The sequence below is a fragment of the Parundibacterium terreum genome (assembly GCF_014636315.1).
Taxonomy (GTDB): Bacteria; Pseudomonadota; Gammaproteobacteria; order Burkholderiales; family Burkholderiaceae_D; genus Undibacterium; species Undibacterium terreum.
Genome location: NZ_BMED01000003.1, coordinates 718,522 through 733,865 on the forward strand (window position 1 = coordinate 718,522; position 15,344 = coordinate 733,865).

Consider the following 15,344-nt stretch of genomic DNA (forward strand, 5'->3'; position numbering starts at 1 on the left):
GCTAGCTGGGCGAGAATGCTGCCCGTACGCTGCCCAGCCCCTCGATGCGGGCTTCAAACACGTCGCCGGCAGCGGCAACGACCATAGGCCCCAGTGCGCCTGTCATGACGATGTCGCCCGGCTGCAAGGGACTGCCTACTTTCGCCATCATGTCGGCCAGCCAGACGGCTGCGTGCAAGGGATTGCCCAGGCAGGCCGCTCCGGCACCGATAGACACCTGGTCGCCACGGCGTTCCATTAGCATGCCGCAACCTATGACATCAAAGGCATCCAGTTTCACCGGGCGCGAGCCGAGGACGAACAGGCCGCTGGAGGCATTGTCGGCAATGGTGTCTGTCAGGCGTATGTCCCAGTTGGCAATGCGGCTGCCGACGATTTCTATTGCCGGCAGTGCGTAGGCGGTGGCGTTGATGATGTCGGCCACCGTGTGCTTGCCGTGGGTGAGGGGTTTTTCTATGACCAGCGCTATCTCCGCTTCCACCTTGGCTTGCATGACACTGCCCACTGCGATTTCTTCGCCGTCGGCGATGCACATATCGGCAAACAGCATGCCGAAATCCGGTTGATCTACGCCCAGCTGTTTCTGCACTACCTTGGAAGTCAATCCTATCTTGCGGCCTACCAGGCGGCGGCCTTGCGCCAGCCAGCGTGCCGTGTTGATTTTTTGTACTTCATAAGCGGCGGCGATATCTCTGATACCTATCAGTTCACGTACCGGTTGGCAGGCTTCACGATGTTGGTGGGCATTCCATAGCAGTTCTGCTGCTTGTTCTATCTTTGTACTCATGTGCTGGAATCCTTAAAAAACTGTTGCTAAACAGATACCGAAGATTTGACAAAGGAAAATTCGATTTCAACGCTGGCTCCCAGCGGCAATGCGCTGACACCGACCGACGTGCGTGCCGGCGGCACGAGCCCGTCGTTGAATATGGTTTCCCATGCGGCATTGATCTCGGAAAAGGCATCCATGCGGGTGGTATAGATGCGCGCGATCAGCAGTTCATCCAGACTGAGGCCGTAGTCGGGCAGCGCCAGTTGCAGGTTGGACAGGATGCGGGTAGTTTCGGCACCCGGGCCCCCGGTTTCCAGCTTTCCGCTGGCGGGGTCCAACGCGACCATGCCGGAGACCTGGTAGTTGAAACCGATGCGCACGCAGGGACTGTAACGAAAGCGCGGCGCGGGAATGTGCGGCGATTGCATCGCTGTGCGGATGGAGGACTCGGTAGATGTGCTCATCGCAATCCTCCTACAATTTGACGCAGATGTTGGCAACGTCGGAATAAAAATCCAGCGAATAGCGGCCACCCTCACGCCCCAGGCCCGATAGCTTGACGCCGCCAAAAGGCGTGCGCAGATCGCGCAGGTACCAGGTATTGACCCATACCAGACCCACATGGATGCGGCGCGCTACGCGGTGCGCGCGCGACAGATTGGTAGTCCACAGTGCGCAGGCCAGGCCATACTTGCTGTCATTCACGCGCCTTATGATTTCTTCTTCATCGTCAAACGGCGCGATATGGCAAACCGGTCCAAAGATTTCTTCCGTAGTGCAGCGTGCGTCGTCGCTCAAACCCGTCCATACCGTAGGCTGCACATAGGCACCCTGATCGCGGGCGTCGCCAAAATGCGGAACGCCTCCGCCGCTTACCACTGTCGCACCTTCTTCTAACGCCAGGCGGTAATAGGACAAGACCTTGTCACGGTGGCCGTGCGAGATCAACGGCCCCATGTCTACGCCTTCGGCATCGGGGAAATCTATTTTCAGCGCTTCGGTTTTCTGTTTGATCGCCGCGACAAATTTGTCGAACAGCGACCTGTGCACATATACCCGTTCAGAGCACAGGCAGACCTGGCCGGAATTGGTAAAAGAAGAGCGCATCACGCCGGCAACGGCGGCGTCGAAATCGGCATCTTCAAACACAACTGCAGCATTCTTGCCGCCCAGTTCGAACGATACTTCTTTTACGCCATCGGCAACGGCCTTCATGATCGCGCTGCCGGTACGGGATTCGCCGGTGAAGGTCAGCGCGTCGATGCCGGCATGCCTGGTCAGGAATTCTCCTGCCGAATTAACGCCGTGGCCGTGAATCAGGTTGAAGACGCCAGGCGGCACACCGGCGTCGCGCATTACCTCGGCCAGCAAGCTTGCCGAGGAAGGCGATTCTTCCGATGGCTTGGCGATGACGGTATTGCCACAGGCCAGGGCCGGCGCAACCTTCCACGTGAACAGCAACAGCGGCAGGTTCCACGGCGAAATGATGCCGACCACGCCTACGGGTTTGCGCACCGTGTAATTCAATGCCCCCAGGCCGTCGGCCGTGGGCATCTCATAGGCGTCGGTATTGGCGGTGGATGCCAGGTCAGCAAAGCTGCGAAAGTTGGCAATGCCGCGGGCGATATCCAGGCTGCGTGCCTGATGCACAGGGCGGCCGGTGTCGGCAACCTCAGCGGCGACGAATTCTTCAAAGCGCGCCTGTATGCCGTCAGCCACCTTGTGCAATAACTGCGCGCGCTGCGGTACGCTCATTTGGCCCCATGGGCCGTCCAGGGCCTTGCGCGCAGCCGTGACGGCGGCATCGACAGTCGCCTGATCCGCCTCGCATACCTTGGCGATCAGGCTGCCGTCAACCGGGCAGATATTGTCGAAAGTGGAGGCGCTGGAAACGAACTCGCCATTGATGAAATGGCGCAGCAGCACCGGTGTATCGGATTTCAAATCAAGTCTCCTGTTATCTCGCTGTGCTATTGCGGCGAATAGCTTTTAAGCGAGTATAGGAAAGACTTGAAATAAAATATAATGAAAAACCAGGTCTTTGGTATTCCGGTTATTTATATCGGGAGTGTCAGGCGAAATTTGGAATCAGAGCTCTGCCGCCGCCAGTTTCAGGCACTGTATGAAGTGCGCCGCTGCCGGCGTGGTCGCCTTTTCTGCGCGTACCGAGTAACCTATCTTGCCGAACTGGCCGATATCCCCCAATTCCAGCACGCTCAGCAAATTCATCTGCGCAAAATGCTGCGCTACCGTGCGCGGCATCAGCGTGATGGCCTGCATGGACTGCAGCAGTCCTATATTAGTCAGCAGGGACAGCGATTCCACGATGTTGGCCGGCATGCCCAGGCCGGAATCGAGAAACAGTTTTTCTGCGGTCAGGCGCGCGGGCGACTCCATCAGCGGCAATATCCACGGCCAGTCCAGCAAATCCCGCAGCGGGATTTTTTTTTGCAAGGTCAAGGGATGCTGGTTCCATACCACAGCGCATAGCGCTTCTTCATACAGGTAGGTGTGTTCAAAGCTGAACATGCGAGCCAGCGGCAGATCCGCCTCCGGCAGCCGGCCGACGACCAGGTCCAGCTCACCGGTGGCCAGCGCCGGAAACAGCCTATCGGTGGGCCCCTCGCGCACGGTGACCAGCACGCCGGGCCGATCCTGCTTCAGCTTGGCGATTGCCCGCGGCAGCAGCCTGGCCGATGCTGAAATCAGCGTGCCGACGATGACATGGCCGGATTCACCGGAGCGAAAGGAGTTCAGTTCATCAGTCAGGTGGCGCAATTCGGCAATGACGGATTTGACGTGCCCGCCCAGTAGCGTGCCATAGCAAGTCGGTGTGACGCCGCGGTTGGTGCGCTCAAACAGCTCCACGCCCAGGTCTGTCTCCAGTTCCTGTATGGCCTTGGTTACCGCGGGCTGGGTCAGATTCAGTTCCTTGGCCGCGCGCGCGATGGAGCTGGATGCCAGCACACGGTCAAAGATCAGCAGCGGCTTCAGTTTGAGCCGGCGTAGCATCACGTCGACCAGTGGGATATTGCTGCGTTGTGGATCCAAAACCTGCTCCTGTGTAGGTAAGTTCAGAATAAGCTCAGAACAAGCCCAGAATTTATTCTGTAACTGCCTGGCGTTCCTTGATGACTTCCAGCACGTGGATGCTCAGGCGGGTCGCGTGATTACGCATCGCGATATAGGACTTTTCCGCATCCGATGCCAGGATGGCTGCCATGATCGCATCATGTTCGTCATGCGATACCGTCAGCCGTCTCTCGACGCCGGCTTGCGCTGCGCGGAATTGTGTCAGGCGCTTGCGCAGATTGTCCATCGTATCGGTCAGGCACTTGTTGTGAGCACCCACGCTGATCAGATGATGAAATTTCTTGTTCAATTCCAGGTAGCCTTCCTCGTCGCCTTTTTCTATGCACTCCTGGCTTTGTACATGGATGAGCTCCAATTGCTTCTTCTGTACTGCACTCATGCGCTCGGCGCAGATGCGGCAGCACAATGCTTCCAGTTCGCACATCGCTTCCAACATATCCGCCAGTTCATCCAGGCTGATGCTGATGACGATGCCCCCTTTCCTGGGGCGTAATTCGATCAGGCCGCGGGCTGCCAGTTCGCGCAGCGATTGGCGTATGGGCGTACGCGATACCTGGAAGCGCTCTGACAGCGCGATTTCCTCCAGGCTCTGGCCGGGGGCCAGCGTGCCGTTGATGATCTCATCCGCCAGGATGCGATAAATCTTCATCGAAATTGTTTCCATCGACTTACTCTTTTCTTTTTTTGTTTGGTTTGTCTGGTTTATTTACTTCTATCAAGAGGCTTCCCTAGGTACCTCTGTCCGTCTTTTTATTGCCAAGCATTTTACCTGCAGACAATGCGCATATAAAGGATGCCAGCAATATTATGGCTATATATAAATTCTAATTTAAATTTAAGTATTTAAATAAAATTAAATGTATACATATAATTTCAGCTTCAGTAGAATGGTTTTTGACTGTGGATTGATCAACCTGGAATGGAGTAGATAACATGAGCAAGGACATGGATAACAAATCTGGCAACAAGCTGCGTCATATCGCGATATCGGTGCCTGATCCCTGGAAGAGCGCCGAGTTTTATCAGAAGGCTTTCGGCTTCAAAAAGGTCGGCGAGACCGATTCTTCGCTGGCTCGCGGCGTCTACCTGAGCGATGGCGTCATGTCGATCGCGTTGCTGAACTATAAAAGCGACCAGGCGGCGGGTGAGGATCGTGGCAAGGACTTTGTCGGCCTGCATCACATCGGCGTATGGGTGGACGATATTGTTGCGGCCCGCGCCGATGCCGAGGCAGCCGGCGGCACCTATTACATGGGGGAAGTGCCGGTCAAAGGCAATATCTTCTATGAAGTCAAATATCGCGATCCCGACGGTGTCATCATTGACCTGACCGATCATGGATGGGGCGGGGCGGCAAAGAATGTCGTTGCTGCTGCGGATGGACCCGCGTTCCGCAATCCTGATCTGGTCGCCGACCGCAGCGGCATCAAGTAAGGGGCTAAGGGGTATAGGTTCGCCTTGCTGTGTCAGTGAGTACTTGCCGGTAAGATTGCTGGCGCAGCACCCCCTTCGCTACTTTGGCTCCGCTCAAGCCTTCAATGCTGGCAGTAGCTGGTCATGCAGCGGCTGGCCGGCAAAGCAGGCAGCCAGGTTTTTCAGCAGCGCCGTATGCTGTGCCAGTTGCGCCTCCGGCGAGCGGCCGGAAACATGCGGCGTCAGTATCAGGTTATCCAGTTGTTCCACTCCAGGCGGTAGTTCCGGCTCATCTTCTATGACGTCCAGCGCCGCGCCGGCAATGCGCTTTGCTCGCAAGGCCTCCATCAGCGCGCAGGTATCAACCACGCTGCCACGGGCGACATTGACCAGGAAGCCTTGCGGGCCCAGGTGTTCCAGCGCCTCGTGGTTGATCAGATGGCGGGTCGCCGCGCCGCCGGGGCAGGCGAGGATCAGGTAATCGCTGTCGGCGGCCAGTTCATTGACGCTGGGCACGTAGCGATATACCAACTCCGGCCTGGGGCGGCGGGTATGGTAGGCAATCTGCATATCAAAACCTGCGGCACGCTTGGCGATCAACTCCCCTATATTTCCCATTCCCAGCAAGCCCAGCCGCTTGCCATTAACGGTAGGGCGCGGCTGCCGGTTTTGTAGCCAGCCGCCGGCCTTCAGTGCGCGATCCAATTGTGGCAGGCCGCGCGAGATCGCCAGCGTCAGCGCGAGTGCATGGTCGGCGACGCTTGCGTTATTGACCCCCGGTGCGTGGGTAACTGCGATGCCGCGTTGCGTGGCTGCTGCCACATCAATATTTTCATATCCGGCGCCATAGCTGCATACCAGCTTCAAGCCGGGCAGTATTTCCATTTGCTCCGCCGTCAGGCCGGTACTTCCATTCGTCACCACGGCCTGTATCTGCGGCAACTCACTAGCCGGCAAGTGGCTCAACTCCGCTGGCAACGTCATTTTCAGAGAGTAGTGCTGTTGCAGATCTGCGATAAATGGCTGCTGCATGCTGATCAGTAACAGGATGAGCGGGCTGGGTGTTCCGCTGGAATTACCGGGGGGGAGGGCGTTTGTCATAAGAATATTCCTTACTATTTCTGTGCATTGGATGAAGAAAATTTTTGCACAATTCGCTTGCAATGTATACATATAAGATTTATTGTATTCATTAATGATTTAAATGTATGAAAGTTCATGAAAGAGGAGACAGCTTCAATGTGGCACGCAATTGCAACTTACGAAAATAAACAGGGCACGCCCGGTGAAAAAACGGCCTTGGCTGTTGGCGATGCCATGTATGATTTGCACGCTTTACTACAGGCTAGACCAGATTTGGCCACAGGTTTGGAGCTGGAAAGCGGCCTGGCAACGGCAATACAGCAGTGGGAACGTAGTGCCGCCGGCTTTAAGAAGCTGGCAGAGGCAGTGCCCGCGCTGCTGGTAAAGGGAGAAATAGACGCGCTGGATCCTGCAAACTATCGCCTGTGCGTGCCTTATGTGCCGGGACGGATTTTTGGCGCCGCTTCCAATTATTATGAGCATGCTCGGGAGATGGGGACTGAACTGGCTCCGAGGGAAGAAAGTGCGCCTTATTGCTTCATGAAAGCAGAAACCAGTGTCACCGCCACCGATACCAGTGTAGTGATGCCGCGCGACACCGAGAAGCTGGATTGGGAGGTTGAGCTGGGCGTGGTGATAGGCAAGGCCTGCCGCAATGTTTCGGTGGAAGATGCTTACGCCTACATCGCCGGATACACTGTATTCAACGATATCAGCGCCAGGGATCTGAACCGCCGTAGCGATTATCCTTTCAAGCACGACTGGTTCCGCGGCAAAAGCCATGACACGTTTGGCCCTATGGGACCCTGGCTGGTGCCGCGCGACTGTATCTCCCATCCGCAAGCTTTGCGCATGCAGCTGGAAGTCAATGGCGAGATGATGCAGGATGACACGGCAGAGGGGATGATATTCAATATCGCCGAGCAGATCGCCTACCTGTCCGGCATTCTGACGCTGCGACCAGGCGACCTGATCGCCACCGGTACGCCTACCGGGGTAGGCATGGGGCGTGGGGTTTACCTGAAACACGGCGACCAGATGACGGCGACGATAGAAAAAATAGGCAGTATCAGGAATTGGGTGGTCGCCGCGTAAGCATGAACGGCGCAGCCGGGGCGGCTGGCAAAAAAGCAAACAATAACAGGCTGCCCGTTTTATCCAGATACCAGCAAACCTTGAGTGACGAGTTTTGGAGAGAGACAAATTGAAGAGTATGCGTAGCGGTAAAAAACTGTGTGCGGGCGTATTCGCACTGTCCTTGATGATGGGCAGTTTCTCGGCATCTGCTGCCGACAAGGTGCGTTTCAACCTGGCATGGCTGCCGCAGGGCAGCACCAGCGGCGTGCTGGTCGCGATGGCCAAGGGTTACTACAGCGAAGCCGGGCTGGATGTCAGCACTACCCGCGGTTATGGCGGTCAGCGCACCGTCAATGAAATTGACCAGGGCCTGTTCGAATTCGGCTACGGCGACCCGATCAGCATCATGCTGAATCGCGCGCAGGGCGGCAAGACCGTGATGGTGGGCGCGATCAACACCCGCTGGCCGGCTGCCCTCTGCTTTCTGGAGAAGCCGGGCCGGACGATCAAAAGCATCACGGACCTGAAGGGCTTGTCGATAGGCGGCGGCGCCTCTTCTCCGTTGCAGAACCTGGTACCGGCGTGGTTGCAGGTCAACAAGCTGCCGGTTGACCATGTCAAATTATTGCGGCTGGACCCGGCCGTCATCAATACCACTTTCCTGGATGGTGGCATCGATCTTGCCGAGTGCTGGGAGGGGGCGAACAAGCCGGTGCTGGAGCAACTGGCACAAAAAAACGGCATGAAAATCGGCGCTCTGCGCTACCGCGACTACAACCTCAATCTGTACGGCAACGGCATCGTTACAACCGAGAAGCTGATTGCCTCCAATCCCGATCTGGTAAAGCGTTTTGTGCAGGCGACTTATCGCGGCTATGAGTTCCAGAGCAAAAATCCGCAGGAAGCGGTGGAACTGGTCGCAAAGCAGCAAAAACTGATAGACAAGAAAGTATTGCTGCAACAGATACAGGAAACCAGCCAGTTGATGGTGGACCCTGAGTCGACGGGCAAGAAGACCGGCTGGATGCGGGTGGACCGCATGCAATACACGGTCGGCTTCGTGAAAAAAGCATTCAATGTGACCGACAGCGTAAAAGCGACGGACATCTATACCAATCGTTTTGTTGAATAAAAATTGCTGGGAGACAGGCATGGAAAAGTTAAGGCCCAAGAAGCTGGGGCATCTGGTTCTGGTCGTGCGCGACATCCAGAAATCCGTCAAATTTTATACCGAAGTCATGGGTTTGCAGGTATCCGACTGGATCGATGACCAGATGGTATTCCTGCGCTCCGGTGCGGATCATCATGATCTGGCGCTATCGCAGATCCCCAAGGACTCACCCGACATCAATGATTTGCCGCGCTATAGCCGTCCGGGTGTAGAGCATTTCTCTTATCTGGTGGAGGATAGGGCGGAGATAGAACGCACGGTAGAAGTATTGAAATCGCACGGGGTGGAAATTGTGCGTGGCATAGGCAAGCACGGGCCGGGGGAAAACCTGTTCCTGGTCTTCAAGGATCCCGATGGCAATAACGTCGAAGTGTATTGCGAAATGACGCAGATTCCTGAAGGCGCGCCGCATGAAGCCAAGGTGTGGGAAAGAAATATCGACTCCTTCGACCAGTACCGCTTCAAGCATTTCGTGGTACCGCCTCCGCAGGCGGTTATTGATGCAAAAACCAAGAAGAGCTGATGGCTGCCGGAGCGACATGATGAGACGCTGGATAGAAGCAATTGTATTTTGGGGCCTGTTTGCGCTGCTATGGGAATACGGCGTGGCGCTGTTGGGCATACGCAGTTATCTGATGCCGCCGCTGAGCAAGGTGATCAGCGCAGGATGGCAGGAGCGCGAGCTTATACTTAGCGAGACCTGGGTGACGCTGCTGGAAGTACTGGTCGGGTTTACTGCTGCGGTACTGGGCGGTGTGGTGCTGGGGGTGGCAATCCACTTTAGTGATTTTGCCAAGCGTACGCTGTACCCTTTCATCACTGCTTTGCAGAGTATGCCCAAGATTGCACTGGCACCGCTGATGATAGTCTGGTTCGGCTACGGTTTTGCATCCAAGATTGCTTCCACTTTCCTGTTCGCCTTCTTTCCACTGGTGATTGCATCGCTGGGCGGCTTGTCCGGGATCGCGGCTAATCTGGATGAGCACTTCCGTGCCTTGGGCGCGTCGCGCTGGGATACCTTCATCCGTTTGCAATTGCCGTCCGCATTGCCCAGCTTTGTGGATGGAATCAAGATCGCAATGCCGCTCGCTGTCATTGGTGCGATCGTCGGTGAATTCATCGGTTCGGAAAACGGCCTGGGCCACCTGATGACGCTGGCCACCGCCAACGCGCAGACCGACCTGATGTTTGCGGCCATCCTGGTGATCACCTTCCTGGCCAGTATCCTGTACTGGATAGTCGAGGTCTTGTCGCGCGCAGTATGGTGGAGAGGGAAATCTGTATGAAGATGCTGATGTTACAGAGTGTATGGAGTGCAGCATGAATGTGAAGATGATGGTCAATCAGCAAGCGGCGGCAGCGATGGTGATGGCCACTGCCGCCAATGCAGCGAAAGAGTCGCCTTTGAAGGAGGTGATACGCGTGGCCGATGTGGTCAAGCGTTTCCCCGGCAAGCATGCGGTGAATGCGTTGGAGGATGTTTCGCTGTCTATTCGCGAACGTGAATTTGTATCCATACTCGGCCCCAGCGGCTGCGGGAAAAGCACCTTGCTGCGTATCGTTGCCGGCCTGGTTCCGCATAGCGAAGGGGTGGTGCAGGTCAATAACAAGGCGATCACTCGGCCGATTCCGGAGATTGGCGTGGTCTTCCAGACCAGCAATATGCTGCCGTGGCTCACGGTAGAGCAGAATATGATGCTGGGCGCGCAGTTGCGCAAGATACCCAAGGAATGCATCGCGCCCAAGGTCAGGGAACTGACACGCATGCTGGGCTTGTCGGGTTTTGAAAATAATCATCCGCATCAACTGTCAGGCGGCATGCGGCAACGTGCATCAATAGGCCAGATACTGGCACTGGATCCCAGCATACTGCTGATGGACGAGCCCTTCGGCGCACTGGATGCGCTGACACGCGACTTGCTGAATGTGGAGTTGCTGCGCATCTGGCAAGAGCGCATGCAAACTGTCTTGCTGGTCACGCACAGCATACAGGAAGCGGTGTTTTTGTCGGACCGGGTACTGGTGATGTCGGCCCGTCCTGGCCGGATCACGCATGATATTGCGATCGACTTGCCTCGCCCACGCCGGCCCGAAAGCATCAAGGGCAATCCGCGCTACGGCGAATATATCGCGCAGATCAGCCAGATCATGGGAGTGTACTGATGAGGCATGCTACCGGGTCTGAACCAGGCCAGGCCTTCGCCGGTCTGCCGGCCAGGGATAAAGTGCTGCTGGCGGAAATGGGGCCGCGCTGGGCGGCAGACATCAACGCCAACCGGCAGGCAGTGGTTGATATCTACACACCGGTACTGGCAGCGGCGAGCAGGGCCGCCATCCGGATTACATCCGATCTCAGCTATGGTCCGCATGCACGCAACAGGCTGGATATTTATCAACCGGCTGCGGCAATCGATGCCAGGGCCAGTGTTAGCGCGAGCCTGCCGGTCGTGGTGTTCGTACATGGCGGCGCATTCTTGCGCGGCAATATGAATAGCAATGCGGAAATCTACGGCAATGTACCGCGTTATTTTGCGCGTCATGGTTTTGTTGCGATCAACCTGGAATACCGGTTGGCGCCGGAGGCGGCCTATCCTGGCGGCGCCCAGGATGTGGCGGATGCAGTCGCATGGATACGCCAGCACATCGCTGCCTATGGCGGCAATCCGGCTCACATTGTGTTGGTGGGCCATTCCGCAGGCGGCGCGCACGCGGCGGCTTACGTGCTTGATCCGGTACTTAATCCGGTGCCGCATGAAAGCGGCGCTGGAAAGGCCGAAGCGGCAGCTAGTTCAGGCATCTCCGGCCTGATACTGATCAGCGCCAGGCTGCGTGCTGATGTGTTGCCAGGAAACCCTAATGCAGCGGGCGTGCGGGCTTACTGGGGTGAAGACAGTTCTCTTTACGAGCAGATGTCCCCAGTGACCCATGCCGCGAGGATGAATACCCCGGCCATGGTCGTGATTGCGGAATTTGAAAATCCTTATCTGGATGCCTATGGCGCCGAATTTTTTCATCGTATCGTCGATGCGGCCAATGCGCCGGGTGCGGTGAAATTCAGCCATCGTTTTTTGCAGATACCCCGGCACAACCACACTTCCATTGTTGCGCACCTGGACACCGCGGACCAGAGCCTCGGACCCGCATTGATCGACTTTGTCACCAGCACCAGGCCACTCGCCCCTAGCTGACCCCAACCATCCTGAAGCGGAGGAAAATTATGTCGAATAAATTGACAGGCGTTTTTGCGCCCGTAGTGACCCCTTTCAATGCAGACCTCAGCCCCAATTTTGGGCTATACCTGCGGCATTGCCAGTGGCTATTGCAGCAAGGCGCAGGACTGGCGGTGTTCGGGACCAATAGCGAAGCCAATTCGCTGACTTTGACAGAGCGCATGGGTTTGCTAGACCAGTTGGCGCAGCACGGCATAGACGCCGGCCGCATGCTGCCGGGAACGGGTTGCTGCACTATCCAGGATACGGTGGAGCTGAGCCGGCATGCGACCGTGCATGGCTGCGCAGGCGTATTGATGGTCCCTCCTTTTTACTACAAGGGGATCACCGAAGACGGTTTGTTCAGTTATTACTCGGAAGTGATAGAGCGGGTCGCTTTGCAGGATCTGCGCGTCTACCTGTATCACATCCCCGCATTCTCGGGCGTGCCTGTCAGCCTGGGATTGATAGAAAGGCTGATCAAGCGCTATCCGCAGCAAGTAGTCGGCATCAAGGATAGTTCCGGGGATTGGCAAAATATGGAAGACATGCTGAAAAATTTCCCTGATTTTTCTATCTTCCCTGCCTCTGAAAGCTTCCTCACGCGCGCGATGCCGCTGGGCGCGTCAGGCTGCATCTCTGCGACCATCAATGTGAATCCGGCTGCAATCAGCCGCTTGTGCGCGAACTGGCAGGCGGAAGATGCGTTGGTCCAGCAACAAAAACTGGACGTGGTGCGCAAGATATTCCAGACCTATCCGATGATCGCGGCGCTCAAGTTTGCCATCAGCTATTACGGCGACAGGCCAGGCTGGCAGATTATACGGCCACCATTGAGTGCGCTGGGCGCGGATAAAAAATCGGCGCTGATCACTGAACTGGACGCCGCCGGTTTCAGCATGCCCAGCTTGCTGGAGGCCTGAGATGGAGACTGACATGCAAGCTGTTCAGACTATTCAGCCGCTGGGTAAATATCCCAGCTTTTGCCGTGCGGGTGATTTCATCTACCTCTCAGGCATGAGTGCGCGCCAGGCTGACGGAAGTATTGCCGGCGTTACTCGCTTGCCGGATGGCAGCGTAGCGTGCGACATGCAGGTCCAGACCCGCGTCGTGATACAAAAAATACAGGCTGCCTTGCAACAGGTCGGCGCCAGCCTGGGCGATTGCGTCGCCATCACCAGCTACCTGACCGACATGCAGCAGTTTGATGCCTACAACGCCGTGTATTCGGAATTTTTTGATGGGAGAGCCACCCGCACGACCGTCGGCGTACAGCAGTTGCCGCATGCGCACATGGTAGTGGAACTGACGGCTACAGCTTATAAGCCTGTATGAAATTTTGCATGAAGGCCCGCGTGGCTATCCGATATTGTTTGATGAATGAAGCATATGTTGAAAACACTGACTGAAGATGGACTGGACCTGCTGTTTCGCCGCGCCCGTTCGCACAACGGCTGGCTGGAGCGGCCCGTCGGCGACGACTTGCTGGCCCAGGTTTATGACTTGATGAAAATGGGACCTACCAGCGTCAACTCTTCGCCGGCCCGCTTCGTCTTCCTGCGTAGTGAAGAGGCCAAACGACGGCTACGGCCGGCAATTAGCGCTGGCAATATAGACAAGGTGATGAGCGCGCCGGTGGTGGCGATCATTGCCTATGACCTGGGCTTTCACGACAGCCTGCCGCAATTGTTTCCGCATAATCCCGGCATTGCATCCCTGTTCGTCGCCAATCCGGATCTGGCGGAGTCGACAGCGTTTCGCAACGGCAGTTTGCAGGGGGCATACTTCATGCTGGCAGCGCGCGCACTGGGACTGGATTGCGGGCCAATTTCCGGCTTTGATGGGGCTGCGGTCAATCGCGAGTTTTTCCCCGATGGAAAGCTGAAAGTAAATTTTCTGTGCAATGTCGGCTTTGGCGACTACGGCAAGATTTTCCCGCGCAGTCCGCGTCTGAGTTTCGAACAGGCTTGCAGCCTGTTATAGATAGGCTGCGCGCAGGCATCAACGCAACAAAGCATCACTAATTACTCACCCACGGATACATCATGGAAATCATTTACTACCTGGCTCTCGGCGCCTTTGCCGGGATATTGGCAGGCCTGCTCGGAGTTGGCGGCGGCACCGTCATCGTGCCGGTGCTGACCTTTATCTTCGCGGCCCAGCATTTTCCGCCGGAATATGTGCTGCATTTTGCGCTGGGTACCTCGATGGCTTCCATCCTGTTCACTTCCCTGGCGAGCCTGCGCTCGCATCATAGGCGCGGCGCTGTGAACTGGGCCGTGGTCAGGCAGATCACGCCGGGCATCGTCATCGGCACCTTGGTCGGCGTGTGGTTGACCTCAATGATGTCCACGCGGCTGTTGAAGATGATCTTCATTGCCTTTGCTTACTTTGTCGCGGTGCAAATGCTGATGAATATCAAACCCAAGCCCAGCAGGCAATTGCCGGCCGGGCCCGGCATGCTGGCTTCCGGCGGTGCGATAGGCATATTCTCCAGTTTTGTCGGCATAGGCGGAGGGACATTATCCGTGCCATTCATGACCTGGTGCAATATGCCCCTGCATACGGTAATCGGCACCTCGGCGGCTTTGGGTTTTCCGATTGCCTTTACCGGCGCTATCGGCTTTATCGCCAACGGCTTGCATGTGTCCGGCTTGCCGGCGAATAGCCTGGGATTTGTCTATCTGCCGGCTTTGGCCGGGATAGCAATCGCCAGCGTAGTGACCGCACCTATAGGCGCGAACATGGCACATGCCTTGCCGGTTTCAAGACTGAAAAAAATATTTGCGTTGATGCTGATCGTGGTCGGCAGCAAAATGTTAGCCTCGCTATTCTGAGGCTCTTACTAAATTCGAGTTTAAATTCAAGTTAAAGGAATTGTATGCAAGCTTTACATCCCTTCCATCTGGCCTTCTTTGTGCGGGATCTGGATGAAGCCAGGAAATTTTACGGCGGCATCCTCGGTTTCACCGAGGGGCGCAGTACCGAGCGCTGGGTTGACTTTGATTGCCTGGGACATCAGTTATCCATGCATCTGAAAGCCGATCTGCAAGTGGCAGCCCAGGCCGGCATGGTGGATGGCGACAATGTGCCCATTCCGCATTATGGCGTGATCCTGGACATGTCTTCCTGGCAGGCGCTGGCGGACCGCGTAAGTGCGGCAAATATTCCTTTTATCGTCCAGCCGCATGTACGTTTCAAAGGCGAGCCGGGCGAGCAATCCACGATGTTCTTTTGCGACCCGTCTGGAAATGCGCTGGAATTCAAGGGTTTTGCGGAGATTAACAAGGTGTTCGCCAAGTAGGTGTTCAACCGCTCGGATTTCGAGTAAAAGATCTAAAAAATACCGTTTTACGTAGAAAATCCCATGAAAATTACTGTTTTCACGGGATTTTTCACTTTTTTCTTGTTTTTCAGGGGCTAGCCCTCAAATCTGGTACTTGCCGGCTTTTCTGCTTCCCGCAGGTAGGAAAGCTGGCTCTCGTTTATACTCCTCTGTATCTATGAAACGAACATCCGGCAAAAC

The 15,344-nt window shown here is 56.1% G+C and carries 18 protein-coding genes; 12 read left to right on the forward strand and 6 right to left on the reverse strand.

The window, feature by feature from the left end; translation table 11 throughout:
- Position 1: 1 nt before the first annotated feature.
- The 5 genes from IEW12_RS17920 to IEW12_RS17940 form a co-directional block, all read right to left on the reverse strand.
- A complete protein-coding gene (locus IEW12_RS17920) occupies positions 2-787 on the reverse strand; it encodes a 2-keto-4-pentenoate hydratase (protein WP_188567426.1) in 786 nt (261 codons plus the stop codon).
- 26 nt (positions 788-813) lie between these two features.
- Complete coding sequence (locus tag IEW12_RS17925) at positions 814-1,236, reverse strand: RidA family protein (protein ID WP_229751189.1); 423 nt, start codon at positions 1,234-1,236, stop codon at positions 814-816.
- 10 nt (positions 1,237-1,246) lie between these two features.
- The gene (locus IEW12_RS17930) at positions 1,247-2,716 is read right to left on the reverse strand and encodes a 2-hydroxymuconic semialdehyde dehydrogenase (RefSeq protein WP_188567427.1); all 1,470 of its coding nucleotides are present in this window, start codon (positions 2,714-2,716) and stop codon (positions 1,247-1,249) included.
- 144 nt (positions 2,717-2,860) lie between these two features.
- A complete protein-coding gene (locus IEW12_RS17935; protein ID WP_308789143.1) occupies positions 2,861-3,823 on the reverse strand; it encodes a LysR substrate-binding domain-containing protein in 963 nt (320 codons plus the stop codon).
- 52 nt (positions 3,824-3,875) lie between these two features.
- The gene (locus tag IEW12_RS17940) at positions 3,876-4,529 is read right to left on the reverse strand and encodes a GntR family transcriptional regulator (protein WP_188567428.1); all 654 of its coding nucleotides are present in this window, start codon (positions 4,527-4,529) and stop codon (positions 3,876-3,878) included.
- Positions 4,530-4,810: 281 nt separating this feature from the next.
- On the opposite strand from IEW12_RS17940, the gene IEW12_RS17945 reads away from it, so the two are divergent.
- Entirely contained in the window at positions 4,811-5,299 is a 489-nt protein-coding gene (locus IEW12_RS17945) for a VOC family protein (protein WP_188567429.1), read from the forward strand.
- A 93-nt stretch (positions 5,300-5,392) separates the two neighbouring features.
- Here the strand turns inward: IEW12_RS17945 and IEW12_RS17950 are convergent, their stop codons facing one another.
- Positions 5,393-6,379, reverse strand: a complete 987-nt coding sequence (locus IEW12_RS17950) for a 2-hydroxyacid dehydrogenase (protein ID WP_188567430.1) — start codon at positions 6,377-6,379, stop codon at positions 5,393-5,395.
- A gap of 138 nt (positions 6,380-6,517) precedes the next feature.
- On the opposite strand from IEW12_RS17950, the gene IEW12_RS17955 reads away from it, so the two are divergent.
- The 11 genes from IEW12_RS17955 (at position 6,518) to IEW12_RS18005 (ending at position 15,122) form a co-directional block, all read left to right on the forward strand.
- Positions 6,518-7,456 carry a fumarylacetoacetate hydrolase family protein gene (locus IEW12_RS17955; protein WP_229751190.1) on the forward strand — a complete coding sequence of 313 codons (939 nt, stop codon included), beginning with the start codon at positions 6,518-6,520 and terminating at the stop codon, positions 7,454-7,456.
- Between the two features lie 118 nt (positions 7,457-7,574).
- A complete protein-coding gene (locus IEW12_RS17960; protein ID WP_188567580.1) occupies positions 7,575-8,570 on the forward strand; it encodes an ABC transporter substrate-binding protein in 996 nt (331 codons plus the stop codon).
- A gap of 19 nt (positions 8,571-8,589) precedes the next feature.
- Positions 8,590-9,132, forward strand: coding sequence for a VOC family protein (locus IEW12_RS17965; protein ID WP_188567431.1), 543 nt, complete (start codon positions 8,590-8,592; stop codon positions 9,130-9,132).
- A 16-nt stretch (positions 9,133-9,148) separates the two neighbouring features.
- Positions 9,149-9,895: an ABC transporter permease gene (locus IEW12_RS17970; RefSeq protein WP_229751191.1), complete on the forward strand. Its 747-nt coding sequence runs from the start codon at positions 9,149-9,151 to the stop codon at positions 9,893-9,895.
- 76 nt (positions 9,896-9,971) lie between these two features.
- The gene (locus IEW12_RS17975; protein WP_371874556.1) at positions 9,972-10,772 is read left to right on the forward strand and encodes an ABC transporter ATP-binding protein; all 801 of its coding nucleotides are present in this window, start codon (positions 9,972-9,974) and stop codon (positions 10,770-10,772) included.
- Positions 10,772-11,797, forward strand: a complete 1,026-nt coding sequence (locus tag IEW12_RS17980; RefSeq protein ID WP_188567433.1) for an alpha/beta fold hydrolase — start codon at positions 10,772-10,774, stop codon at positions 11,795-11,797. The genes IEW12_RS17975 and IEW12_RS17980 overlap by 1 nt, the downstream gene beginning before the upstream one ends.
- Positions 11,798-11,826: 29 nt before the next feature.
- Positions 11,827-12,741 (forward strand): dihydrodipicolinate synthase family protein, encoded by a 915-nt coding sequence (locus IEW12_RS17985; protein WP_188567434.1) that lies wholly within the window; start codon positions 11,827-11,829, stop codon positions 12,739-12,741.
- 13 nt (positions 12,742-12,754) lie between these two features.
- On the forward strand, positions 12,755-13,153 hold the full coding sequence (locus IEW12_RS17990) for a RidA family protein (RefSeq protein ID WP_229751193.1): 399 nt from the start codon (positions 12,755-12,757) through the stop codon (positions 13,151-13,153).
- Positions 13,154-13,207: 54 nt separating this feature from the next.
- A complete protein-coding gene (locus tag IEW12_RS17995; RefSeq protein WP_188567436.1) occupies positions 13,208-13,801 on the forward strand; it encodes a malonic semialdehyde reductase in 594 nt (197 codons plus the stop codon).
- Positions 13,802-13,863: 62 nt separating this feature from the next.
- Positions 13,864-14,655: a sulfite exporter TauE/SafE family protein gene (locus IEW12_RS18000; RefSeq protein ID WP_188567437.1), complete on the forward strand. Its 792-nt coding sequence runs from the start codon at positions 13,864-13,866 to the stop codon at positions 14,653-14,655.
- A 44-nt stretch (positions 14,656-14,699) separates the two neighbouring features.
- Positions 14,700-15,122, forward strand: a complete 423-nt coding sequence (locus IEW12_RS18005) for a VOC family protein (RefSeq protein ID WP_188567438.1) — start codon at positions 14,700-14,702, stop codon at positions 15,120-15,122.
- Positions 15,123-15,344 lie beyond the last annotated feature (222 nt).